The sequence below is a fragment of the Paenibacillus piri genome, from assembly GCF_004354045.1.
Lineage (GTDB): Bacteria > Bacillota > Bacilli > Paenibacillales > NBRC-103111 > Paenibacillus_S > Paenibacillus_S piri.
Genome location: NZ_SMRT01000003.1, coordinates 474982 through 499378 on the forward strand (window position 1 = coordinate 474982; position 24397 = coordinate 499378).

The 24397-nt window shown below is 51.7% G+C and carries 25 protein-coding genes and 1 riboswitch; of the genes, 18 read left to right on the forward strand and 7 right to left on the reverse strand.

Annotated features, from left to right (window positions below; translation table 11 throughout):
* The first annotated feature begins 43 nt into the window (after nt 1-43).
* The 4 genes from E1757_RS10305 (at nt 44) to E1757_RS10320 (ending at nt 4976) form a co-directional block, all read left to right on the forward strand.
* Complete coding sequence (locus tag E1757_RS10305) at nt 44-985, forward strand: COX15/CtaA family protein (protein WP_133227406.1); 942 nt, start codon at nt 44-46, stop codon at nt 983-985.
* Between the two features lie 315 nt (nt 986-1300).
* Nucleotides 1301-3067 carry a UbiD family decarboxylase gene (locus E1757_RS10310; protein WP_133227408.1) on the forward strand — a complete coding sequence of 589 codons (1767 nt, stop codon included), beginning with the start codon at nt 1301-1303 and terminating at the stop codon, nt 3065-3067.
* A gap of 147 nt (nt 3068-3214) precedes the next feature.
* On the forward strand, nt 3215-3946 hold the full coding sequence (locus tag E1757_RS10315; RefSeq protein WP_165972056.1) for a Cthe_2314 family HEPN domain-containing protein: 732 nt from the start codon (nt 3215-3217) through the stop codon (nt 3944-3946).
* Between the two features lie 238 nt (nt 3947-4184).
* Nucleotides 4185-4976, forward strand: a complete 792-nt coding sequence (locus tag E1757_RS10320; RefSeq protein ID WP_133227410.1) for an SDR family oxidoreductase — start codon at nt 4185-4187, stop codon at nt 4974-4976.
* 156 nt (nt 4977-5132) lie between these two features.
* Here E1757_RS10320 and E1757_RS10325 read toward each other — a convergent pair whose 3' ends face one another.
* On the reverse strand, nt 5133-5378 hold the full coding sequence (locus E1757_RS10325) for a NifU family protein (protein WP_133227412.1): 246 nt from the start codon (nt 5376-5378) through the stop codon (nt 5133-5135).
* Nucleotides 5379-5459: 81 nt separating this feature from the next.
* On the opposite strand from E1757_RS10325, the gene E1757_RS10330 reads away from it, so the two are divergent.
* Nucleotides 5460-5714 (forward strand): YuzB family protein, encoded by a 255-nt coding sequence (locus E1757_RS10330; RefSeq protein WP_133227414.1) that lies wholly within the window; start codon nt 5460-5462, stop codon nt 5712-5714.
* On the opposite strand, the gene E1757_RS10335 is transcribed toward E1757_RS10330, so the two are convergent.
* Nucleotides 5715-6779 (reverse strand): NAD(P)/FAD-dependent oxidoreductase, encoded by a 1065-nt coding sequence (locus E1757_RS10335; protein ID WP_133227550.1) that lies wholly within the window; start codon nt 6777-6779, stop codon nt 5715-5717.
* Nucleotides 6780-6812: 33 nt separating this feature from the next.
* Entirely contained in the window at nt 6813-7913 is a 1101-nt protein-coding gene (mqnE, locus tag E1757_RS10340; protein ID WP_133227416.1) for an aminofutalosine synthase MqnE, read from the reverse strand.
* Between the two features lie 267 nt (nt 7914-8180).
* Here mqnE and E1757_RS36420 point away from each other — a divergent pair, with 267 nt between their 5' ends.
* From E1757_RS36420 to sda, 4 genes are all read left to right on the forward strand, one after another.
* Nucleotides 8181-8351 (forward strand): aspartyl-phosphate phosphatase Spo0E family protein, encoded by a 171-nt coding sequence (locus E1757_RS36420; RefSeq protein ID WP_281282489.1) that lies wholly within the window; start codon nt 8181-8183, stop codon nt 8349-8351.
* A gap of 81 nt (nt 8352-8432) precedes the next feature.
* Nucleotides 8433-8804: a HesB/IscA family protein gene (locus E1757_RS10350; RefSeq protein ID WP_133227418.1), complete on the forward strand. Its 372-nt coding sequence runs from the start codon at nt 8433-8435 to the stop codon at nt 8802-8804.
* A gap of 230 nt (nt 8805-9034) precedes the next feature.
* Nucleotides 9035-9442, forward strand: coding sequence for a cytochrome-c oxidase (locus E1757_RS10355; protein WP_133227420.1), 408 nt, complete (start codon nt 9035-9037; stop codon nt 9440-9442).
* A gap of 362 nt (nt 9443-9804) precedes the next feature.
* Nucleotides 9805-9957, forward strand: a complete 153-nt coding sequence (sda, locus tag E1757_RS10360) for a sporulation histidine kinase inhibitor Sda (protein WP_133227422.1) — start codon at nt 9805-9807, stop codon at nt 9955-9957.
* 171 nt (nt 9958-10128) lie between these two features.
* Here the strand turns inward: sda and E1757_RS10365 are convergent, their stop codons facing one another.
* Entirely contained in the window at nt 10129-11115 is a 987-nt protein-coding gene (locus E1757_RS10365) for an NAD(P)/FAD-dependent oxidoreductase (protein WP_133227424.1), read from the reverse strand.
* A gap of 421 nt (nt 11116-11536) precedes the next feature.
* On the opposite strand from E1757_RS10365, the gene E1757_RS10370 reads away from it, so the two are divergent.
* Together E1757_RS10370 and E1757_RS10375 are read left to right on the forward strand one after the other, a co-directional pair.
* Complete coding sequence (locus tag E1757_RS10370) at nt 11537-12727, forward strand: NAD(P)/FAD-dependent oxidoreductase (protein WP_133227426.1); 1191 nt, start codon at nt 11537-11539, stop codon at nt 12725-12727.
* Between the two features lies 1 nt (nt 12728).
* Entirely contained in the window at nt 12729-13004 is a 276-nt protein-coding gene (locus E1757_RS10375; RefSeq protein WP_133227428.1) for a hypothetical protein, read from the forward strand.
* A 169-nt stretch (nt 13005-13173) separates the two neighbouring features.
* Here the strand turns inward: E1757_RS10375 and hemQ are convergent, their stop codons facing one another.
* Complete coding sequence (hemQ, locus tag E1757_RS10380) at nt 13174-13920, reverse strand: hydrogen peroxide-dependent heme synthase (protein ID WP_133227430.1); 747 nt, start codon at nt 13918-13920, stop codon at nt 13174-13176.
* A gap of 252 nt (nt 13921-14172) precedes the next feature.
* On the opposite strand from hemQ, the gene E1757_RS10385 reads away from it, so the two are divergent.
* The 4 genes from E1757_RS10385 to dnaI all read left to right on the forward strand — a co-directional run bounded on the left by E1757_RS10385 (nt 14173) and on the right by dnaI (nt 17523).
* Nucleotides 14173-14457 (forward strand): YuiB family protein, encoded by a 285-nt coding sequence (locus tag E1757_RS10385; RefSeq protein WP_181956628.1) that lies wholly within the window; start codon nt 14173-14175, stop codon nt 14455-14457.
* Nucleotides 14458-14508: 51 nt separating this feature from the next.
* Nucleotides 14509-14706, forward strand: coding sequence for a YwbE family protein (locus tag E1757_RS10390; protein WP_133227556.1), 198 nt, complete (start codon nt 14509-14511; stop codon nt 14704-14706).
* A gap of 333 nt (nt 14707-15039) precedes the next feature.
* Nucleotides 15040-16545, forward strand: a complete 1506-nt coding sequence (locus E1757_RS10395) for a replication initiation and membrane attachment family protein (RefSeq protein ID WP_133227432.1) — start codon at nt 15040-15042, stop codon at nt 16543-16545.
* A gap of 24 nt (nt 16546-16569) precedes the next feature.
* Nucleotides 16570-17523: a primosomal protein DnaI gene (gene dnaI / locus E1757_RS10400; protein WP_133227434.1), complete on the forward strand. Its 954-nt coding sequence runs from the start codon at nt 16570-16572 to the stop codon at nt 17521-17523.
* Between the two features lie 331 nt (nt 17524-17854).
* On the opposite strand, the gene E1757_RS10405 is transcribed toward dnaI, so the two are convergent.
* The gene (locus E1757_RS10405) at nt 17855-18001 is read right to left on the reverse strand and encodes a YqzM family protein (protein WP_246079118.1); all 147 of its coding nucleotides are present in this window, start codon (nt 17999-18001) and stop codon (nt 17855-17857) included.
* A gap of 299 nt (nt 18002-18300) precedes the next feature.
* On the opposite strand from E1757_RS10405, the gene trxA reads away from it, so the two are divergent.
* Together trxA and uvrC are read left to right on the forward strand one after the other, a co-directional pair.
* Complete coding sequence (gene trxA / locus E1757_RS10410; RefSeq protein ID WP_133227438.1) at nt 18301-18618, forward strand: thioredoxin; 318 nt, start codon at nt 18301-18303, stop codon at nt 18616-18618.
* A gap of 234 nt (nt 18619-18852) precedes the next feature.
* Nucleotides 18853-20853, forward strand: a complete 2001-nt coding sequence (gene uvrC / locus E1757_RS10415) for an excinuclease ABC subunit UvrC (RefSeq protein WP_133227440.1) — start codon at nt 18853-18855, stop codon at nt 20851-20853.
* Nucleotides 20854-20901: 48 nt separating this feature from the next.
* Here uvrC and E1757_RS10420 read toward each other — a convergent pair whose 3' ends face one another.
* Nucleotides 20902-22560: a CPBP family intramembrane glutamic endopeptidase gene (locus E1757_RS10420; protein ID WP_246079119.1), complete on the reverse strand. Its 1659-nt coding sequence runs from the start codon at nt 22558-22560 to the stop codon at nt 20902-20904.
* A 248-nt stretch (nt 22561-22808) separates the two neighbouring features.
* Nucleotides 22809-22956: riboswitch (cyclic di-AMP (ydaO/yuaA leader) on the forward strand.
* A gap of 84 nt (nt 22957-23040) precedes the next feature.
* On the opposite strand from E1757_RS10420, the gene E1757_RS10425 reads away from it, so the two are divergent.
* Nucleotides 23041-24393, forward strand: coding sequence for a TrkH family potassium uptake protein (locus E1757_RS10425; RefSeq protein ID WP_133227444.1), 1353 nt, complete (start codon nt 23041-23043; stop codon nt 24391-24393).
* The last annotated feature ends 4 nt before the right edge of the window (nt 24394-24397 follow it).

Here is a 24397-nt window from a genome sequence, read left to right on the forward strand (position 1 = left end):
GCGGCATATGTCGAATTTATATGAAGTAGGTGGTTCCAGCTTAATGAATATGCAAACTTGGTTGAAGCGGTTCTCTTTCGCGAGCATGTACGGGATGTTTCTAATTATTATTATGGGCGCCCTCGTGACGAAAACGGACTCGGGCCGCGGCTGCGGGGACGAATGGCCGCTCTGCAACGGTAAATTTGTTCCGGCCTATACAATTGAATCGGTTATCGAATACAGCCACCGTTTTGTGGTGGGGGTCGTTGGCATTATTTTGTTGATCACGATGGTTCTTGTATTTATGTTCAGCCGCAGAAACGATGCCAAATGGTTTGTGTCCGGCGCGATGTTTTTCACCGTTCTGCAGGCTATTCTCGGCGCGCTGGCGGTCGTCTGGCCGCAATCGTCGGCCGTGCTGGCGCTCCATTTCGGCTTTTCGCTGATGGCGTTCGCCTTTACGCTGCTGCTTGCCCTGGTGTATACCCGGCTCGGTTCCACGCTATCCGGCAAGCCGGCCGTCTTATCGGTCCGAGTCCGCTGGAGCGTCGCGCTGACGTTGATTTACAGCTATGCGGTCGTTTATTTGGGCGCGTTCGTGCGGCATACCGAATCGTCGGGCGGCTGTATCGGCTGGCCGTTATGCAACGGGCAGCTGATTCCCGACATGGTCGGGCCGACCCGGATCGTGTTTGCCCACCGGATCGGGGCGGTGCTGCTGCTGCTGTTTGTTTTATGGCTGTTCATGGCCATCCGCGCCCAGCAGGGACCGCATGAGAACGCATATCAGGCCGCCAAATGGGCGTTCATCCTGGTCGTCCTGCAAATATTGAGCGGCGCGTTCGTCACGTTGTCCATCGGGTATGACTGGTACTTGCTGGCAAGTCTTCTGCATGCCGTGCTCATCTCGGGATTGTTCGGTATATTATGTTATTTATGCGTGCTTGCCCTGCAGGCCAAAGGGGGCGACAGACAGGCTTACGGGGCTCGGCAGCTCAAGTAAGCCTGCTGTTTTATAATGATAGAAAGTATAAGTTTTCAGCGGAGCTGAACAATTCTGATATTGCAAGAAAAGCTACATCTAAAACACGAATGTATCTTCGTCGGAAGGGCTTCGGTCAGAAGCTTTTCTTATAATGATAGAAAGTATAAGTTTTCAGCGGAGCTGAAGCTTTCAATCATTTCAAGAAAACCTGCATATAAATCGCGGTCGCTCATCTTGGATAGGCTTCGATAGAGGTTTTCTTATTGCGGTTGATTATTACGTCCGTTGGGCTTTTATAAAGGATCACATGTGGAAAAGGGGTTTTGTTTAATCATGGTTCATTCGAATTTACGCGTATTTTTGGAAGCGCTGCGCAAAGAAAATGAGCTGATCGAAATCAGCGCGCCGGTCGATCCGAATCTGGAGCTGGCTGAAATACATCGCCGGGTGATTGATGAAGCGGGACCCGCCTTATTGTTTACGAACGTAAAAGGGAGCTCTTTCCCGGTTGTCACCAACCTGTTCGGGACAAGCCGCAGAGTGGATCTTGCCTTCGGACCGAAGCCGGAGCAATTCATGAAGCAGATTGTGCAGGCGACGGATACGTTGATTCCGCCGACGAAGAAGGCGCTATGGCAGGAGCGCGGCATGATCTTCGACCTGCTCAAGGTCGGCACGAAAACCGTGCCGTCCGCCTCGGCTCCGGTGCTGCAGCAGTGCCGTCGGGAGGCGCCGCTTCACGGCCTGCCCGTGCTCACCTGCTGGCAGGAGGACGGCGGCCCGTTCGTTACGCTGCCGCTCGTATATACGGAGCATCCCGATAACGGTCATCATAATCTCGGCATGTACCGCATGCAGGTGTATGATGACCGGACGACGGGGATGCACTGGCAAATTCACAAGGGCGGCGGCTTCCATTACCACGAGGCCGAGAAGCGCAATGCGGCGCTTCCCGTGACCGTGTTTCTGGGCGGTCCGCCCGCGTTGATCGCCTCCGCGATTGCGCCGGTGCCGGAGCATCTGCCGGAGCTGATGCTGACGTCGCTTATACTCGGCAGCAAGCTGCCGATGGCGGACAACCCGCACGGCGGCCACCGGCTTGTCGCCGAAGCGGAATTTGCAATCTGCGGCTCGGTGCCGCCGCATTTGCGCCGTCCGGAAGGGCCGTTCGGCGACCACTTCGGCTATTATTCGTTGACCCATGATTTCCCCGTGTTTAACGTCGATCATATGTGGCACCGCAAGGATGCGATTTATCCGGCTACGATCGTCGGTAAGCCGCGGCAGGAAGACTATTACCTCGGCGAATTTCTCCAGCGGCTGCTGTCTCCGGCATTTCCGATGGCGATGCCGGGCGTCAAGGAGCTGTGGACCTACGCCGAGACCGGCTTCCACCCGCTGGCCGCGGCCATCGTCCGCGAAAGCTACAGCCGCGAAGCGCTCGGCTCCGCCTTCCGCATTTTGGGCGAAGGACAGCTGACGCTCACCAAGTTTCTTATCGTGACGGATCAGAGCGTGGCGCTGGACCGGTTCGACCGGCTCCTTGAAGCGGTGCTGGAGCGGTTCGAGCCGCAGCGCGACCTGTTCATTTTCAACAATACGTCGCATGATACGCTTGACTATACGGGCGACCGGCTTAATCACGGCAGCAAAGCCGTGCTGCTCGGCGTCGGCGAGCCGGTACGCAGCCTGCCGGGCGCCTACGACGGCGGCGAGCTGCCGGAGATCGCCAGCGTCGCGGTGTACTGCCGCGGCTGTCTCGTTGTCTCCGGCGCCGCCTACGCGGCGGACCCGGGGCTTGCGCAGCGGCTGCTCGAGCGCGCCGGCGACCGCCTTAAGGAATGGCCGCTCGTCATCCTCGCGGACGATACGGCCATCGCCGGGGATCAGACCGCGTTTCTGTGGACCGTCTTCACGCGGTTTAACCCGGCGGCGGACATTTATGCCCGCTCGCAGGTGCGCGGGCATCATCTGGCCTACGAGCTGCCGCTCGTCATCGATGCGCGCATGAAGCCGGGCTACCCGGACGAGCTGTTCCCGCGCGAGGACATTGTTAAGCTCGTTGACAAACGGTGGAGCGAATATTTTCAAGGCGCCTAAGTCTGCATTGCAATGCTTATTCAGTATGCGTATGCCCGCCGAACGGTATGCTCATCTAGCGGCGGGTACATACTGAATGATACGGCCCGAGCGCGCTTGCGCACTCAGGGGCCCCGATTTTGGACCGAAAGGAAGCGAGCAGACACGATGCTGAGAATGATGTTCGGCGAACCGCGCCGAAAAGACGAAGGGCTGCTGGCGAAAGCGAATCAAACGATCCGAGGCTATTTGCAAATGCTCGAATCCGTTCCCGAGCTGGAACGCAATTTGCAGGAACGGCGCTATATAGTATGGAGCAGAGGAATGCTGCGCGCCTTGGACGAGCTGGAGCAGAGCGAATATGCAGCCGTCCGTTTCGGCAAAAAAGTCAGCAAGCTGTACGTCGATGAAATGCAGGAGGACGAGCTGGAAGACTACCACCGCCACCTTTACTTTTACCGGAACGCGATTGTCCGCGTGTTCGCCATTTTGGATAAGCTGGGACATTTTATGAACGAGCGGTTCCGGCTCCGGACAGAGGAAATCAAAGCGCGGTATTCCTATTTTACGGTGCTCCGCAACATGCATGACAACCATTTGTACGTTCAACTGGAAGAGCGGCTCTTCGGGCTTAAAGTGAAATATAAAGCGCCGGTCGAACGGCTGCGCAACGAACGCAACATGGAAATACATACCATTAACGCCGATCTGCTGGACGATCTGCTGCGTGCGGCGGAAACGAAACAAACCCCCGATCAGCGAATAAAAACCGAGGAAATCGGAGAGCATCTGAAAGATTTGGCTTTGGGAAGCACCATGACCTTTACGGCCGCCGAAATCATTTTTACATATATTTACGCATTATCGAAGTCATCCGGGCAATACCCGTCCTCATCCTGATGCCGCGGCTGCAGTTGAATCGGCGATGCCGTTCCTCTATACTTGAAAGTAGCGCTGTTCCTGCCTGCGGGCCGGCAATACGACGGTTCATGAAGCTTTATCCGATTACGACTTTATCGGGTTAAGACCCTCACCTCCAAGGTGGGCCTTGAATCAGGTGGGGTAGAGTCCCCATCTGATTCCCCGATGTTCAGCAAAGCTGAACGAGTTCACTTGAGAACTTTATAGGAGGACGGGCATGTCCGAACAACGAAAAGTTGCACTCATTACAGGAAGCGCCAAAGGCCTGGGCAAAATGACTGCGCTCCTGCTCGCTGATTCAGGCTGCGATCTTATCATCAACTACGTGCATAGCAAAAACGAAGCAAACGATTTATGTGAGCGCATTCAAGCGAAAGGCAGACGCTGCCTTGCGATTCAGGGCGACGTCGCCCGTCCGGATGAAATGCGCAGCATGGTGCGGAAAGCGGCGTCGGAGTTTGGCGGCATCGACATCCTGATTAACAACGCGGGGCCGTTCGTCCGCGAGCGGAAGCTGTTCGGCGAATATGCGCAGGAAGATATCGACTATTTAATGAACGGCAACCTGCTGGGTGTCATGCAGCTGGATCATTTGGTGCTGCCGATGATGCGAAGCAGGCGGTGGGGGAGAATTATCCATTTCGGCTTCGGACACGCGGCCGAAGCGCGCGGCTGGCCGCATCGCGCCGTTTATGCCGCGGCCAAGGTCGGGCTTGTCTCATTTACGAAAACATTAGCCGTGGAGGAGGCTCCTTACGGCATTACCGTCAACATGATTTGTCCGGGAGATATCCGCGGCGCGAATAAAGAAAAGACGATCGCCGAGGTCGAGCATGAGCGGGACCCCGAATCGCCGCGCGGCCGGCCAGGAGCGGGGGAAGACATAGCGAGGGTCATCGCTTTTCTGTGCGAGGAGCGTTCCGATTTCATTACCGGCAACATTATGGATGTGTCGGGCGGGCTTGATCCGATCCGGGCGATCATCGGCGCGCAAGCCGGCAAGCAATAAGCGCTTGCCGACGCCGCCCAAGCCGCGGTGTTCGTGTTCTTCCCTTGGCTAACAGGCCGGCTGCAAACGCTCGTCCAGTAGTTTAAATGTCAAATTAAAGAACCGTCCGGTAATATTTCCGGACGGTTCTTCTTATTCGTCTTAATAAAGACGTGATTAGAACACTTGTACGACCTCTTCGATACCTTCAACCTCTTCAAGCAATGCGCGCTCAATACCGGCTTTCAACGTGATGGTCGAGCTCGGGCAGCTTCCGCAGGCGCCTACTAGCTTCAGTTTGACGATGCCGTCCTCCACGTCAACAAGCTCCACATCGCCTCCGTCGCGCTGCAAAAACGGGCGAAGCTTATCTAAAACTTCCAGTACCTCATCGTACATGGTGTTTTGCGTTTGTTCACTCATTTGCGTCAACTCCTTTCTATCACTTATTATATTACATGTAGCACAAAAATAAAATGGTTTATACAAGGCGGCTGATTATAAATGAGACCGATCATCGAATTTTGCACGAACAATATGCACCATGGCACCGATAAATTGATGCAGGAGCTGGAGGCGAACCCGGATTACGATGTGATCGAGTACGGCTGCCTCGGCAATTGCGGCGAATGCTATATGTTCCCTTATGCGCTGGTGAACGGTGAAATCGTAGCCGCGGCCACCGCGGAAGAGCTGAAACAGCAAGTGTATAATAAAATAAAAGAGATCGAAGACATGTTCGATCTCCTAGGCGGCTGACTAGCCGAAATGATGCTTGGACATCCAGAGCACACCGGTCTTCAAAGCGCGCGCGATTTTTCCCGTCATAATGGTTCGTTTGCCCATCATGCCGAATCCCGATTTTTTCCCGAGTGAGCCGAGAACCCCTTTGAGCTTGATTTGACCGAGCCGAGGGGTTTCATTTTTCCATACGGCCCTGATAACCTCTGCAACCTGCTTGCCTTGTCCTTCCGCCGCTTGTGCGCTCGGGGAGAACTGCAGCGAGGCGCAATCTCCGACCACATAAATGTCGGGGTACGCTTCAACCTGATGGTAGTCGTTGAGGATGACGCGGCCCTGATTATCTTTGGACAGCTGCAGCTGCTGTACGATCGGGCTCGGCTGAATGCCGGCCGTCCAGATCGTCACGTTCGTATGGATAATCTCCTGATCGTTGTATAGAATGCCGCTTTCCAGCCGGGTCAGGCAAATATGCGACCTCATTTCAATATCATGCTCAACCATCCATTCGCGCACGTATGCCTGCACTTTGGAAGGAAACGAGGAGAGCACGCTCGGCCCGCGATCGAGGATGCGGATGTTTAAATCCGGGCGGCTTTCGCGCAGCTCGGATGCCATTTCCACTCCGCTCAATCCGCCTCCGATAATCGTTACTTGACCGTATGGCGCAGTATCGTTGACGGATTGGAACGTTTTGCGGGTCGAGGACATAGTCTGGATGCTGTGCGAATATTGTTCGGCTCCGATAATGTTATGATATTTGTCCACGCAGCCGAGTGCGATCACAAGCCAATCGTAGGAGAGAGGCTCTTCATTTTCGAACAAAATCAGCTTTTTGTCGGGATCGACCGCAGTCACTTCCCCGTATTTGAGAATGAGGCGCGGGTCTACGGGAAACTGCACGCGGATTTCTTTATCCGCAACCGTGCCGGAAGCCAATGCATAATATTCCGTCTTTAATCCTTGATAAGGCATACGATCGACGAGGACGAGGACGGTGTCCGAAGGTAATTCTTTTTCCAGCAATTCCTTGGCTACCGTCAATCCTCCATAACCGCCGCCTAGTATAACCAGTTTCTTCATCATGTTAACCCCTTCTATGCTGGAGCGCTTGAATTAGTACACTTTAATTTCGTTATAAAAAGTATCCCGTTCGACTGGTATGCGTCCGGCTCCTTTAACGAGCCATACGAGCTCATCGCGGGTCAGGCCTTCCGGAGAGAGCGCCCCTGCCGCGTGGCTGATTTTTTCTTTAATAATCGTTCCATGGACGTCGGATGCGCCGAATGTCAGCGCTATTTGAGTCAGCTGCGTCCCCAGATTAATAAAGTATGCTTTGATATGAGGGATATTGTCGATCATCAAACGGCTGATCGCGATCGTCTTCAGATCGTCGAATGCGGCGACGCGGCGCTTGATGCCCGCATTGACGCTCGCCGGTTGAACCGAGTTCGGGATGAATACCATGAACCCGTTCGTTTCATCCTGCACTTCACGCAGAAGAATCATATGCTGGATTCGTTCCTCAAGCGTCTCGATCGAACCGTACAGCATCGTGGCATGCGTCTTCAAACCGAGTCCGTGGGCTACGCGCTGCACTTCGAGCCATTGGTCGGTCGTCGCTTTGCCGACGCCCATCTTTTGACGGTAACGCTCCGACAGTATCTCCGCTCCGCCGCCGGTCAGCGTGCTCAGCCCCGCATCGACCAAAGTTTCCAGCACCTCTTTATAGCTTAACCCACTGATGCGGGAATAAAACTCGATCTCCGCCGCCGTATGGGCTTTGATGGTAACGTTCGGATACCGCTGCTTCAGCGCGCGGATACAGTCGACATAATACTCGAACGGGACGTTCGGATTATGGCCCTGGGCGATATGGAATTCGCGCATTTCGGGATGGTAATGCTGGTCGATATATTCGAACATCTGCTCCGGCGTCAGCGTATACGCGCCTTCTTCGCCCTCGTCTCTGCGGAAATGACAAAATGCGCAGTGGGCTTCGCATACGTTCGTAAAATAAAGACTCATGTTATCGATAAAATATACTTTTTTGCCGTTCATTCTCAGGTTGACTTCGTTGGCCAGCTGTCCGATCGTCAGCAAATCGTCGGATTCATACAAAAATACGCCGTCTTCGAGCGACAAGCGTTGTCCGTTCCTTACCTTCTCTGCGATTTCCGCCATTCGCTGATCCGGGTTGCTTACTATAATGCTCATTTAAATCCTCCTCCATACAGATTAACAATATGCGTCTGCCGCACGAGCCTATTAAAACGATCCTATCTATTATAAACCTCCAGCACGGGGCGGGCAATACACACTTCGACAAAATGGATGTAAGCCGTTTCATTAGGAATATTTAATATGAAATATCAAATATTGTATTTCCATTGGCTAATTTTTCCTGTATATTTATAAAAGTATTGCAAAAGTCAGACAAGGCGGTGTACAAGCTTGCGTATAACAGTACCTCCGAACTCAAATTTGTCGAGATCGGAGCTGTCGGCTGAGATTGAGAAGGTTAGAACTCATATGGTTCATTTGGCTGGTGAATTTGGATTTTTACACCCTGAGGTTCAACATTGCAGCAAGCAGTTGGATTCTTTATTGATCCAATATTATTTAATAGACCGCGTGGATAGAACGGGGGAATAAACATAAGTCCTTGAGGAGTATCCTTAATAGGAGTATACTTAATAATGCAAGGGCATTATGTGATGAAGGAGGCTGTTATTCATGATTACGATCAGCGAATCAGCAAGCGATAAAATTAAAGAACTGCTGGCCAGCGAGGAAACGCCGGATTTGTTCCTTCGCCTCGGTGTCAAGGCCGGCGGCTGCAGCGGCTTCTCGTATGGTATGGGTTTTGATGACCAGGAGCAGGATACCGATAAAGCTTTCGAGATCAACGGGCTTAAGGTCGTTGTCGACCAGGATAGCTCGAAATATTTGTACGGCGTCGAAATCGACTTTAAGGATACCGGCATGGGCGGCGGATTCACCATCAATAACCCGAACGCGGTAGCTTCCTGCGGCTGCGGTTCATCCTTCAAGGTGAAGGACGAAGAGGGCGCTCCTGAAAAATGCGACGATAAAGTCGAGGTTTAATACGGAAACCGTTTTTGCAACCTTCCGGGTCTGTGTACAAGCACAGCTCCGGGAGGTTTTTTACATATAAATCACGATCGATCATCTTGGAAAGGCCTCGGAATTCTTGATTCAAGAAAGTATTTTATAACCGCCCGAAAATATTGTTTGAAATTCAGTAAAAAGCAGTTGTTTTTGGGTCTAGATTTGCTATAATCAGTTTGTCAAATACTGGTAGAGGGGCTGTTCGAATGGGTGCAAATTTAATTAAGATCGCTTCGGTTTATTTTGTTGTCGGTGTGTTGTTCGGGATGTTCATGTCCATATCGCACAAATTTGAATTTGCTTCCGTACATGCCCACATCAATCTGGTCGGCTGGGTTTCGCTTGCGTTAGCCGGTTTCGTGTACCACGTATTTCCGAAGGCGGCCGGTTCCGCTCTTGGCAAGCTCCACTTTTGGCTGCACAATATCGGATTGCCCATCATGATGATCGGTCTGGTGCTGCTCGTCAGCGGCGTACCGGGAACGGAGCCGATTGTTGCAACTGGCGGCACCATTACCGCTATCGCCGTCATTTTGTTCATGATCAACGTTCTGAAAAACGTAAGCGCGTCAAAAGATCAAAGCATCACTCCAAACAAAACGACATCCATGTAAAAATATTACTTGTTTCGCGCAAGCCTTCGGGCTTGCTTTTTTTTGCTAAGGGGATTAAACCGGCAGCCGCGGCAATCGGGTATTTTGACCGTTGAGGGCGGATTGGCAAGACTGAAGGCGTATCGTGTCGAATAAGCTGCGGTTGAACAGGCATGTCCAAAAAATATTTTTGGGACGATGATCGCAATCAGCGGCTGTGTATAACCTTGTCCACATTATTCACCGCATAACCGCAGACGATTCGACGCTTATTAACAAGATACGCACAGGTTATACACAATTCGCTGTGGATAATAGAACGCTTGTTCTAAAGATACGCACATGTTAATATAGCTTTACATTAAAGAAGTTAGGTGATTTTAATGAGGTTAATGAGCGATGAGGTCTTGATCGAATCTTATTTCAAGGCGCAGGAACTGAAGCTGGAGGCCGAGTTTATCAAGCTGCTGCTCGATGAAATCAAACGCCGCAAACTAAATTTGGAATATTACCGAAACAATGCGCAGGTCAGCTGACCTGCCTTATTTTTTACATTTAAATCGCGGTCGCTCATCTTGGAAAGGCATCGATAGAGGTCCGAGGCATCCATATGCCATTCTACAAAAAAAGGCTCCCTCCCGGCGTCTGCCGGAACGGAATGCCCTTCTGCTTGTCCAGAAAATAATTTGGGAGACATTGTGCTTGTCTTACATTTTCATGTTGCTGCTGTGTCCCGGAGATAGTTTGGCCGTTGGATCGATATATACCTTCGCATTGTTGATCGCGGTAGGCGCTTCACCGAAACCGACGGCAATCAGCTTCAGCTTGCCCGGATACGTCGTAATGTCCCCTGCGGCAAAAATGCCCGGAATACTTGTTTCCATACGGGAATCGACGATAATCGAACCGTTGTCGATCTCAAAGCCCCATTCCGCAATCGGACCGAGCGAGGAAATAAATCCGAAGTTGACGATGACCGCATCGACGTCAAGGTCGACCGTTTCGCCCGATTTAATATCGGTCAGCGTAGCTTTAGTAATCGTATCGTCGCCGTGGAGCGCCGTAATTTCTTTTGGCGTCAGCACCTGTACTTTGGAATTCATCAGATTTTCGACGCTATGCTCATGGGCACGGAATTTGTCTCTGCGATGAATCAGCGTAACCTGCTCGGCAATCGGCTCCAGCATTAAAGCCCAGTCGACCGCAGAATCGCCGCCGCCGCTGATCAGCACTTTTTGACCGGCAAATTGATTCAAGTCGCTTACAAAATAATAAAGATTTTTTTTCTCGTATTTCGCCGCTTCCGCAAGCTCCAGCTTTCTGGGCTCGAATGCGCCTACGCCGCCGGTAATAATAACCGCCTTCGATTGGTGAACGCCTTTATCCGTCACGACCTCAAACAACCGTTCGCTCTTTTTGATTACCTGAAGCACCTTTTCCTCCAACCGAATGTCGATCGGGAAATGCTTCATCTGCTGATCCAGATTGTTTACGAGCTCCTGCGCCGTCACTTTCGGGAAGCCGGCCACATCGTAAATATACTTTTCCGGATACAACGCTGCCAATTGTCCGCCCAGCTGAGGCATGCTCTCAATAATCTTTACGCTTGCCTGGCGCATCCCGCCGTAAAACGAGGCAAACATACCGGCCGGACCGCCGCCTACAATAATAATATCCACTAATTCGTTCTGCATGTCTTTAAAAGCACCTCCGAAGCTTAATAACAATCGAATTATATTATAAACATGGACATTTGAAAAGAAAATAATAACCATTTTCATTTTCATTCGGGGTCGAGAGCCGGTCGAAGCTGTTCCTTTATGGGAATAATAGTATTTGGCAGTAATCAGGGAGATATGCTTATGAGGTCCGGTATTTTCCGGCTATTTTAAACAAAATAATGCTTGCTATTTGTCAAGTTCCATTATATTATGTCTTGAGGAACTGCTTAAAAATCTGATGATTAGACATGCACCTTGACGCTAATATGCAGTGCGATCTAACAATGATTACAAATATTCCGACGTAGTATGTGTAATTTTTCACAAACATTTTTGTGACTTTTTATTAAATGATAAAATACAGAAAAATAACGGGATGGAAGGGATTAAAACCATGAGTCGAATACCAAGAATAGTCATTTTGGGAGCAGGTTATGGTGGCATCGTAACGGCTATTCGTTTGCAAAAGGAATTGAACTACAACGAAGCCGATGTAACGCTGGTCAACAAGCATGATTATCATTATATTACAACGCATTTGCACATGCCTGCAGCCGGCACGGACAATCCGGAAAACGCCCGGGTGAATATCCTGAAGCTGATTGACGAATTCAAAATCGACTTTGTTAAATCAACGGTTATTCAAATTCGTCCGCAGGAGAAAAAAGTTATTTTGGAGGAAGGCACGCTGTCTTACGATTATTTGGTCGTAGGCTTGGGCGGCGAGCCTGAAACATTCGGCATTCCGGGATTGAAGGAGCATGCGCTGAGCATCCGCAGCATTAACAGCGTCCGCTTTATCCGCGAGCATATCGAATACCAGTTCGCAAGATATAAGCGCGAGCCGAACCGGACCGACTATTTGACGTTTATCGTCGGCGGAGCCGGCTTTACAGGCATCGAGTTCGTTGGCGAATTGGCTGACCGCATTCCGCAGCTGTGCAAGGAATTCGACGTCGACCCGTCGCTCGTTAAAATTTATAATATCGAAGCGGCCCCAACCGCTTTGCCGGGCTTTGACCCCGAGCTGGTCGAATATGCAATGAATGTGCTGCAAAATAAAGGCGTTACCTTTAAAATTGCAACGGCCATCAAAGAATGTACGCCGGAAGGTGTATCGCTCGCGACAGGCGAAGAAATCAAGGCGGCCACTGTCGTTTGGACAGGCGGTGTTCGCGGCAATCATATGCTGGACGAGGCCGGTTTCGAAACGATGCGCGGCCGTATCAAAGTCGACGAGAAGCTTCGCGCGCCAGGGCATGACAATATTTACGTGCTCGGCGACTGCTCGATTGTAATGAACCCGGAAGGCCGTCCGTATCCGCCGACCGCACAAATTTCGATGCAGCAGGCTGAAGTATGCGCGCATAATCTCGTTGCCTCGATTCGCGGCGAGCAGCTGAAAAACTTCGTCTACCAAAGCAAAGGCACCGTAGCGTCCCTGGGCCGCGGCGAAGCTATCGGCATCGTAGGTTCCCGTAAAATCAAAGGCGGCTGGGCAGCCGTCATGAAGAAAGTCATCGATGTACGCTACCTGTATATTATTGGCGGCATTCCGCTCGTGCTGAAGAAAGGCCGATTCTAATATGCGGCATTGCAGCGTTCAGGTACGCGGATTGTTGACGCGGGATGAGCTCGACCGGTACAATGCCCTTATGGACGTAGGCCATTTTTTGGAAGCTCAGACCCGCTATGATCTGGTCTATACGGTGCAAAAAGAAATCGACATCCTTATCCTGCCCGCGATCGAGCGGTTGAAGGAAAAGTCGCGTCAGCGCGACCGCGATACGGAAGCGTATCTTGCCGCCAAACGCGAGGCGAGCCGTGACGAACGGTTTGAAGACGAGGATGAGGACGAGTGAACTCGTTCAGCTTTGCTGAACATCGGGGAATCGGATGGGGACTCTACCCCAGCTGATTCAAGGCCCACCTTAGAGGTGGGGGTCTTCCCGATAAAGTCGTAATCGGATAAAAAAACGACCCCTGCGTGGAGCCTGTGATCAGGCCGCGCAGGGGTCATTTGTCGTAAGGCTACAGCCTTAGCATGGCAGTCATTTTGTCCTGATTCAGCAGGTTGCCGACATAAAATTCGCCGAATTCGCCGAAGCGGGCGCTCGTTTCATCGAAGCGCATTTCATGCACGATCTTTTTGAATTGCAGAGCATCATCCGCGAACAGGGTAACGCCCCATTCCCAATCGTCCAGTCCGATCGAGCCGGCGATGATCTGCTTGATTTTGCCGGCATAGCTGCGTCCGATCATACCGTGGTTGCGCATAAAGCTGCGGCGCTCGTCGGCGGACAGCATGTACCAGTTGTCGTTGCCCTCGCGGCGCTTGTTCATCGGGTAGAAGCATACATGCTTCGATTTCGGCAATATCGGCTTCAAGCGGGCGATAATGTCGGGGTCCTGCATCGGGTCCGTGCCTGGCTTGGCCATATAGCTGCCGAGCTCGACAATGGATACATACGAATACGTCGGGATCGTCACCTGAGCGAACAACGTCTTGTTAAAAGCCGTTTCCAGCTCGTTCAGCTCTTCCAGCGTTTCCCGCAAATGCATAAACATAAAGTCGGCCTTTTGTCCGACGATGCTGTAGAACGCGGTGCTTCCCTGCTTCTGATCCTCGGTGCGCTGGTATTCGGCCAGCAAGCCGTACAGCTCGTCCTCGGCGCGCTTGCGCTCCTGCTGGGTCAAGCTTTTCCAGGCGGTCCAGTCGATGGCGCGGAAATCGTTCAGCGCATACCAGCCTTCCAACGTTTGAATTGCTTCGCTCATCATGAACACTCCTTCTATAGATCCGGTAATGAATTTCAACATCATGGCAATCTTGGGTCATTTTCACTTGTTTCATTGTAACGAAATCATACTGAAAGGGCAAATAACGGGGCGCCGAAACGGGTAAAAAACGATGTTTTTACGGCCCGGAAGTTCATGAACCGTTCACTTTACCCGAAGCGTAATTTTATATAAAATAAACATAAGTGTAGCTGAAGTTTGATTAGCCTGTGTAAAAAGGAGTTGGCGGTTTTGCTGCAGTTGATCATCGTTACCGTGCTGTTGTTTGTATTGTTTTTCGGGCTCGGTTTTATATTGAACATGCTGATGAAAACGACATGGTTCCCGATATACGGATACATTGTGCTTGTCGTAAGCCTGGTTGTGTATTGGGGTTGGGGGACAGGATCGCTGGCCTCGAACTTGTCGGAGTACGGAATCGCGGATTATGTTCCGGCTGTCGGCGGACTGATCGGCGCCGTGCTGAGCGGGTCTGCGATCAAGACGCTGCGGACCAAAGGCTACAAAATGTTCTAAGTGCTGGTTGTCCGTTACCGGCAATATCGCATGAAAGGAAGTTTGGAAATGATGAACGGACAGCTCCGCAAGGATGTCGTACCGGGCATTCAGGTTCGGATTGTGCAGAAGCAGGATCAGCGGACCGGAAAGCTGACGATCGGAACGGTAAAAGATATTTTGACGAATTCGCCGAGCCACCCGCACGGAATCAAGGTTCGCCTGACTGACGGTACGGTCGGCCGGGTGAAAGAAATTATATCCGGGTAAGCGGCGGAGGGAGCATCGGTTGGATCCTCCAACGGATTCGGAACAAAAGGTCATGGCAGCTCGCGTATAGAGGGAGGCCATGATTTTTTTATAATATCAGAATTTATATGTTTTCAGCGGAGCTGAACAATTCTGATATTGCAAGAAAAGCTACATCTAAAACACGAATGTATCTTCATCGAAAGGGCTTCGGTCAGAAGCTTTTCTTAATGATGAAAGTATAAGTTTTCAACGGAGCCGGTATCTCTTTTCAATTGTTTTCATCCCCCGGTTTGTCGGAATATGTGGTAATATGGAGGTTAAGATGCTGGACGATGGATGGGATTTGAGCTTATGCGGATAACCAATATGTTGCATTTTTCGGAGTATCACCGTTTTTATGTGTCGCGCGATTTTTCGTTAAGCAGCCTGGATTTGAAAATGCTGTCGACGATTTATCAGCCGATGATCGGCGCTTATGCGGTCAGTCTGTATCATACGTTGTTTTTGCAGGTGCCGACAGACAAGGTGGGTTGCTCGCCGATGGAGCAGCAGCGCAAGCTGTTTTTGGCGTTGGAGCTGGAAAGCGGAGAGCGCGGGCGCAAATATTTTATCGAGCAGACGTCAAAGCTCGAGGCGGTCGGCCTGCTGCGGACGGTGCGCAGGTTTTCCGCGGAATCGGACGATTACGTGTATGAGTACACGCTTTTTGCGCCGCTTGCGCCTCACGAGTTTTTCAAAAACCAGCACCTGACGCTCCTGCTGCGGGACAAGGTTGGCAAGTACATGGTATTCGCGCTGCGCGACGAGCTGGTGCTGCCGGAGCTGGAAGAACTGCGAGAGGCGAACTCGGAAAATTTGTCGGTCCCGTTCTACGAGCTGTTTCATTTGAACTCGCAGGTGGTCGACCTGGACCTGGAGCTGGCTTTCTTCGAGTCGGCGGCGTCGCAGCCGTCGGAATCGCGGCCGGAGCTGACGAGTAAAGGATTTCAGTATGCCGATATTATTATGCATTTCCCTAAACAGTCGGAGAACCGGTCGTTTGTCGAGCGGTTAAAGTACGAAACCGAGCAGATGGCGCAAATTAATTTTGTCGCCAAAAAATACGGCTTGTACTTGACAGATATATGCAGATTGCTGGATGAAGACCGGGTATTCGATCCGGACGGCAGCTTGAATCTGGAGCTGCTGCAGCATAAAGCGAATGAAACGTTCCGACAGGATAAGAAGCGCGGCGAGGATCGGAGCCGCTTTTTGTCCAAGGTGGAGCAGCAGCGCGAACAGCCGGGACAAGGCAAGCCGGCCTCCGATGAGAAGACGGTCGAAATGGAATATTACCTTGAGGTGCCGGACATTTTCCAGGGAGAATGCAACCAGCATCAATACAATTACATTTTGCGCAACGAGCCGTACACTTTTTTGCTGGAAAAAATTTTTTCCAAAGGCACGGTGCCGGACGGATTGCTCGATACGCTCGCCAAGGTCGACTTGAATTACCGTCTGAACGAGGAAGTCATCAATGTTCTGATTCATTTTATTTACGTATACAAGCGTTCATGGGCGAAAAATTCGATCGAAGCAAGCGTGACCGATATGCTGGGCAAACAGGTCGGCACGTTCGAGCAGGCGGTCGAATATATTCGCGACTATGCGAAATTTAAAGAACGGCAGTCCGGTAAAGGGGCGATGGCGGCGGTCGGAGGCGGCTCCGGACGGGGCGGCCGCGGCAGCGGCAGGCAGCCGCAGAAGCCGGCTCTGCCGATCGTCGGCGACAATGCCGCCGTGCCGGCGAAGCAGCTTACCGCCGCGGAGCGGGAGGAAATACGCCGTAAGGCAAGACAGCTCGACAGCCGGAAGTAACCGTCAAGGAGAGGGGGACGCGCCGTGGAATCATTAGGGGACATTTTACGGGGGATGCCGGGAAGGCAGCTGTTGAAGAAGGCTGAGGACAAGCTGCAGGAAGTGGCGTCCGACCCGTTGATCGTCAAGCTGCGCAGCAAGCATCCGGAGCTGGACCGCGAAGCGATGAAGCTGAATTTGAACAGGCTGCACCAGTACGCGGTGGAGTATCGGAACTGTTCGAGCTGTCCGGGGCTCGATCGCTGCCCGAACGACATGGAAGGGCACTACACGCTTATTACGGTGGAAGCCGATCAGGATCAGCAGGCCCGCGTGTACGACCATAAGGTCGCCTGCAAAAAGTTTCTCGCCCAGCAATCGCAGCAGGCGATCCGCGGCCGCATCCGCAGCTTTTACGTGGACGAGCGGGCTTTGTCCGAAGGCTATTCGACGATCGAAATATTGGACAAGGACGCGGACCGCGAGGAGGCGGTCGGCCTTGTGTACGATTATATATTGAAAACGCGCAGCGACGGGTTGCAGCGGCAGGGGCTGTATTTGGCCGGTACATTCGGGACAGGCAAAACGTTTCTCATGTGCTACATGCTGCACGAGCTGGCGAAGGATGGCTATACAGGCGCCATTGTATATATGCCGGATTTCGCCGAAGATTTGAAATCGATGTTTAACGACCCGCTCCGGCTGAAGGAGACGGTCGACGCTTTGAAGGAGACGGATTTGCTCGTCTTTGACGATATCGGCGCGGAAAATTTGAACCCGTGGCTGCGCGATCATGTGATGGGAGCGATACTTAACTACCGAATGAACCGGAAGCCGACGTTTTTTACGTCTAATCACGATTTGGAGGCGCTGGAGAAGCATTTCAGCTTCACGAGCAAGGATGGCGACGAACAATTCAAGGGGAGACGCATTATGGACCGGATTCGGCCGTTTGTCGATGTTATTCTCGTGAACGGCTATAACAAGCGCGGCGTCTAGCGTACGAAGCCCCGTTTCCGCTGCATGGCTTGCAAGCGGCGGAAACGGGGCTTTTCTACGGTCGTATTGTATTGTTACATATCCGTGTTTTAGCGGCAGCTTTCTTGTTGTTTAGGAAATTATGCGCAGCATATTTCCGTGCATAATCGGGGGCTCCCCCAAAAGTAGTCGGAATTCGCTTCAGGGCTTCACTTTACTTTGGGGGACTTTGTTCCGATATCAGACTTCCACCCAGGTTTCGTCGAATCGAGCCGCGTACGTAATACCAGTTAAAAAAGCCCGCCTCCGCGTATTCGCGAAAACGAGCTTTTGACACCTTGACGAATTATTATTACTTGACCAATAATGAAATAACCGTTGCAGCAACTGCAATCAGGAGCAATACGCCAAAAAATACGCCGAAGCCAAGGGCGGTATCGATAAAGTCGTTGCTTGGTTCTTCGTTAACGTGCAGTTCAGGATGTTTCGGGTCGCTCATTGTCATGTCCTCCTCGGAGTATTCATGTGAGAAAACAGTATTGTAAGCAATCGCTGTGTTCGTTATATAACGCATTTCCGGTATTGCTGTACTAGTTAGCAATAGTATACCCAACTTTTCGATCAATTTAAAGGCGGGGAAAGTGACAATTGTGCGACGGTTTTTGCAGGATGCGCCAAAAGCGGCGCCGTTCGGCGTCTGGAAACAGTTTGCAAGGGCGGACCGCGGTTGAAAATAGGGTGCTTTGTGGTATACTTTACATGTTGACAACATTTTATTGGGTGAAAGGAGGACGTTATATGGCAATCGTAAATGTTACGGACCAATCGTTTTCGAATGAAGTGGAAGGCTCCGGCACGGTACTTGTCGATTTTTGGGCGCCATGGTGCGGACCTTGTAAAATGATCGCTCCCGTATTGGAAGAGCTGGATAAAGAAATCGGCGACAGCTTGAAAATCGCCAAATTAAACGTAGATGACAACCCGGAAGCGGCGTCCCGTTTCGGTGTGATGAGTATTCCGACGCTGATCGTATTTAAAGACGGTCAACCGGTTGATAAAGTAGTTGGCTTCCAATCGAAGGATGCGTTGAAAAACGTTGTAAGCCGTCATCAATAATTCGTTTTTTACAGCTTACACTGCTTGTTTCGGTGGAATTTCCTTGGAGAAAAAGCTCTTTTTCTGCTATGCTGAGAAAGAGCTTTTTTGTGCGTTGATTTGTGCGTTGAATAGAAAGTATAAGATTGTATATTTTGCTTCGCTCAACCTTGATAAACGCGCTTGTCACTTAAGGACGGCGAAGCCGTTTATCCTGGTGCAATAGCAGTACGACACGAAAGGGGAGGTCGAGGAATGTCACTGCACGACGGAGAACAAGAACGGAAGCGGCGGGCGGAAGCGATTCGACACAAGCTCGCTTTATTGCCGGAGCAGCCGGGCTGCTACCTGATGAAAAATAAAGAGAATACCGTTATTTACGTCGGCAAGGCGAAGGTGCTGCGCAACCGGGTAAAGTCTTATTTCACCGGCAGCCACAGCGCGAAAACGCAGGCGCTTGTCAGCGAAATTGCCGACTTTGAATATATCGTTACGGCCAACAATGTAGAAGCGCTTATTCTCGAATGCAATTTAATCAAAAAGCATCACCCGCGCTACAATGTGCTGCTGAAGGATGATAAATCGTTCCCTTATATCAAAATTACGAACGAGCCTCATCCGCGGCTGGAGGTTACGCGGCGGGTGGTAAAGGATAGAGCCAAATATTTCGGACCGTACCCGAACGCCTTCGCGGCCCAGCAGACGAAAAAACTGCTCGACAGGCTGTACCCGCTGCGCAAATGCAAGACGATGCCCGACCGCGTCTGCCTGTATTATCACATGGGGCAATGTGTCGCCCCGTGCGAATTCGTGGTCGAGCCGGAAACCTATGAACGGATGGTCCATGAAATTACGCGGTTTCTGAATGGCGGGCATGACGAGATCAAGCATGATTTAAAGCGCAAAATGGAAGAAGCGGCCGAGGAGCTTAACTTCGAGCGGGCCAAGGAGCTGCGCGATCATATATTGCATATCGATGCGGTCATGCAGAAGCAGAACATCACGACGATGGATACGGTAGACCGCGACGTCTTCGGCTATGCGGTCGATAAAGGCTGGATGTGCGTGCAAATTTTATATATGCGCCAGGGCAAGCTGATCGAGCGCCATGCGTCCCTGTTCCCGTACTATGGGGAAGCGTATGAAGACTTTATGTCGTTCGTCACCCAATATTACAGCGATAACCCGGCGCTGCCGAAGGAAATCTTTCTCCCGGCGGAAGCCGCCCATGCTGCAGAAGCCGGATCGGAAACGGCCGCAGCGGCTGCTCCGGGTCCGGATGTTCAAGCTGAAGCGGCGGATGCGGAAAATGCCAAAGCCGACGTGAAGGAAGCGCTGGAAAGCTGGCTGAAGGTCAAGGTGCATGTTCCGCGCAGGGGAACGAAGAAGGGCATGGTCGAGATGGCCGGAGACAATGCGAGGGTTAGTCTGGTAGAGAAGTTCAGACTTATCGAACGGGATGAGCAGCGTACCGTTAAAGCGGTGGAAAACTTGGGCGATTGGCTCGGTACCGGCGTCATCCGGCGCATCGAGGCGTTCGACAACTCCAACATCCAAGGGTCCGACCCCGTATCGGCGATGGTCGTATTTACGGACGGCAAACCTGACCGCAAGGAATACCGCAAATATAAAATCCGGACCGTCCAGGGACCGGACGATTACGAGACGATGCGCGAGGTCGTCAGACGCCGTTACGAGCGCGTGTTAAAGGAGAACCTGGCGCTGCCCGATCTTGTCGTCATCGACGGCGGCAAAGGGCAAATTTCTGCGGCAATCGACGTTTTGGAAAACGAGCTGGGCCTGTACATTCCGGTGTGCGGACTGGTAAAGGACGCCAAGCATAAAACGGCGCAGCTGATGATCGGCGATCCGGCCGAGATCGTGCCGCTGCCGCGCGACAGCCAGGAGTTCTACCTGCTGCAGCGTATCCAGGAGGAGGTTCACCGGTTCGCCATTACGTTCCATCGCGAAACCCGGGCGAAATCGATGGTCGTTTCCCAACTGGACGCGATCCCCGGTATCGGCGAGAAGCGGCGCAAGGCGCTGCTGAAGCATTTCGGCTCGCTGAAAAAAATTAAAGAGGCCGGAATCGAAGATTTCCGGCCGCTCGGGATCGGCGAAAAGCTGGCCGCGCAAATATTGCAATCGCTGAACGGCGGCGGGGCTCAGGATCAGCAGGGACAGGAGCTGGGACAGGAGCAGTTCAATGAACAGTTCTATGAGCAGGAATCAGATCAGGAGCCGGTTCTGGATTAGCTGCAGAAGCTGGAATAGCTCCGGTAAGGCCGATGAGCCTGAAATATATTACGAAGACGGGACGAGAGGCTCCCGTCTTTTTCTTTTGCCGTGAAGCCATGCGATAATGTAGCCGATCAATGCCGGGATGCCTAAATAGATGATGCCGATCACGTTGTGCTTCATATCGCCCATGCCGATCAGCGACAAGCCCATCAAAATGCTGTCCATCGAAGCGTGGGCGAACAGCACGGTCATAAACCCGTATTTCAGGAAAGCGAAGCCGAAAATAAGTCCGATGATTGTAACCTCGATAAACCGCGTATAGACCGGATAAATCGGATATTGGGTGTGACTGAGCGCCCAGATCATACTGGGCAGCAGCACGGCCGCAAACCGGTTGCGGACCAGCTTCAGGAAAAAGGCGATGCCGAACAGACGGTAGACGGCCTCCTCCGAAATCGCCGCCGCCCAAGCCATCAGCGGAAATATGCCGGGAACGGTCATATTGAGCACGGAATCCGACGGGTCGTTGACCGACCATACGTCGAAATATTCACCGGCAATAAAGAACAATCCTTGCTGGATGCCGAGGACGAACAGGCAGAGCAGATAGCCCTTGCCCATAGCTGACATAACGCTGCCGCCGAATGCCGGATCGTTCCATTCTACGACAGGCTGCCAGCCCTTGCGCCGCCACATCGCTTTGCCCGCAAGCAGCGAGAAATAGACGCTAATTGCCAGTAACAGCACAAAGATGTTGACGACGATCAAATAAAATATCGCTTCGAACTGCGAGGGCCCTTCGGAATGGGACGTCCGGAAGGCAGGCATCATATTGAAGTTGTTCACAACATAAATCGCGAGAAACATAAAGCTGAGCAGCAAACCGCGGCGGAACGTAATTTCTTTGCGGTAGCGGATCATAACGAACAACGCGGCGAATGCCATAATCAAGGAAGCGCTCATACTTATGCGAGTCATCAGGGATGCGTTGGCGTTTTGCCGCTTTTGCCAATCAAGGAATGACGACGGCAGCTCGAACAACGGATGGAACGATACGATCTGCCCGTTGGCTACCGATACAAGGAGATGAAGCTTCGCGCTTCCGATCTGTTTGTCCTTGCTTTGAAAAATGAACTGAGTACCGGCCGCTGCGGCCGGTTTGCCGGTTTTCTCGCCATTTATGCCGCTGCTGCGGTCCGGGTTCACCCGGATGAATTCGGTCGGCTCATAGCCTTGATCGGCAATCGCCTTTTCCGCCGCCTTCAGCAGGTCCGGGCTATCTCCCGAGGCGGTTTGCTTGTTCGCCGGGAGCTGGCTGTAGGCTTCCCAGCCAAGTATCCGCAAATTGGTATAATTGACATCAACGTAATAGGTGATCCTTCCGGACGTATCGTTAATTTCAACCTCGTAATAATCGATCGGCAAATGCTCGAACCGCTTTCTGTATTCCTCGGCAAGATGCTCCTTTTGCAAATAGCCGCTTCGCGTCGAGTACGATTGATACAGCGTGTTGGCGCGATAACCGGCAGGCAGGCCGAACCGTTCCTGAATGAACTGCGCCGCCGCCTGCGCCGCCTCCTGCTTCGTGATAACCGGGTATTGCGGTTCCGACTCCACGGACTTGCCGGGTTCCTGTAAATAAGACGCTCCTATGACAGCCAAGTAAAGAATAATGCCGATGACAGCCAGCAGCAGAAGTGGCGGTTCCGATTGACGTTTCACGTATGAAGTTCTCCTTTGATGGAATGGTGTGGGAGCGAGTGACGATTTCTCCAATATATTCTTTAAACTTAGCATACATGCCTATTCAAAATCCAATGAATTCACGAGCAAAAGAGGGGAAATCGTTGAAAAGCGAAGGGTGGACTTTCCCTGTATGGCGTGATCGGGCGAATAAATACGAATATCCCCCGTTTTCGATTAAAAGGGACTTTGTGCTTCGCCGTAAAGAACATTATAATTCATATCAATTGAATAAAAAGCCGAATTTCTTTTCGAAAACGGGGGAACCATTTGTAATAGGGGTGAATTCGATTCCAACACGGTCACACTTGGAACGATAGGGTACCTGTAAACCCGAATCCGTCAGCTAACCTCGTAGGCTTCACGACAGGACCCATAATACGGCATTGGGTTTCCAGTGTCTTTTTTGTCGTGCTTATTTAATGACTCCCATATCGCTGGTAACAATCGAGGTGAATTATGAAAGTCGTGCTGAAGAAAATCGAGCTCACGCCGCCGCAAATATTGGTCATCGGTTTCGCAGCGATTATTTTGATCGGAGCGACGCTGCTGTCCACGCCGGCCGCATCGGCATCCGGAACGCCGGTCTCTTTTCTGAATGCCCTGTTTACGGCGACTTCGGCGACCTGCGTGACGGGGCTTGTTGTCGTGGATACCGGAACGACCTACTCGCTCTTCGGGCAAATCGTCATTATTTCTCTGATTCAGGTCGGCGGCCTCGGCTTTATGACGATGGCGACCTTATTCGCCTTTATGCTGAAAAAACGCATTTCGTTAAAAGAGCGGCTCATTCTTCAGGAAGCGATGAATCAGGGCAGCATGGAGGGCATCGTGCGCCTGATCCGCAAGGTGATCCGCTATTCGCTGACGATCGAGCTTGTAGGGGCCGTTATATTTTCCATTCGCTGGTCGATAGATCTGGGGCCTGCCAAAGGCATTTATTACGGGATATGGCATGCGATTTCATTTTTCAACAATGCGGGTTTCGACCTGTTCGGGCCTGTCACGGGGCCGTTCAGCAGCCTTACGTCGTATGCTTCCGATCCCGCTATCAACGTTGTGGCGATGGGGCTCATCATTTTGGGCGGTCTCGGCTTCATTGTGATCTCGGATCTGCTTGAGCTTAAGGTTAACAAAAGACTGTCGCTTCATTCCAAAGTGGTGCTGAGCGCAACCGGATTTTTAATTGTTTTCGGAGCGCTGGTCATCCTTATCTTTGAATTTACGAACCAGAAAACGTTAGCGCCGCTCAGCGGGCCGGGGAAGGTGCTGGCCGCCTTTTTCCAATCGGTTTCCCCGCGGACGGCAGGCGCGAACACGGTGGATATCGGCGGGATGCGGCAGGCAACGCAGTTTTTTACGATTATTTTGATGTTCATCGGGGCATCGCCGGGCTCGACGGGCGGCGGTATTAAAACAACGACGTTTACGACGCTGATCGGCGCCATCATTGCGATGATCCGGGGCAAAGAAGATATTGTGCTGTTCCATTACCGGCTTGGCAAGGATCGCATTCTTAAAGCCATTACGTTGACGATGATCGCCTTGTTCCTAGTCGTGTTTGTGTCCATGATATTATCCACGACGGAGAACCATCCATTCCTCATGATTTTGTTTGAAGTCACATCCGCATTCGGCACGGTGGGGTTAACGATGGGATTAACTCCCGATTTGTCGGATGTCGGTAAAATAATGATTGCGCTGACGATGTTTGCCGGGCGGTTGGGGCCGTTGACGCTGGCTTACGCTCTCGGACCGAAGGCGGAAAAGGAATTATACAGATACCCGGAAGGGAAAATTACAATTGGATAGGGGA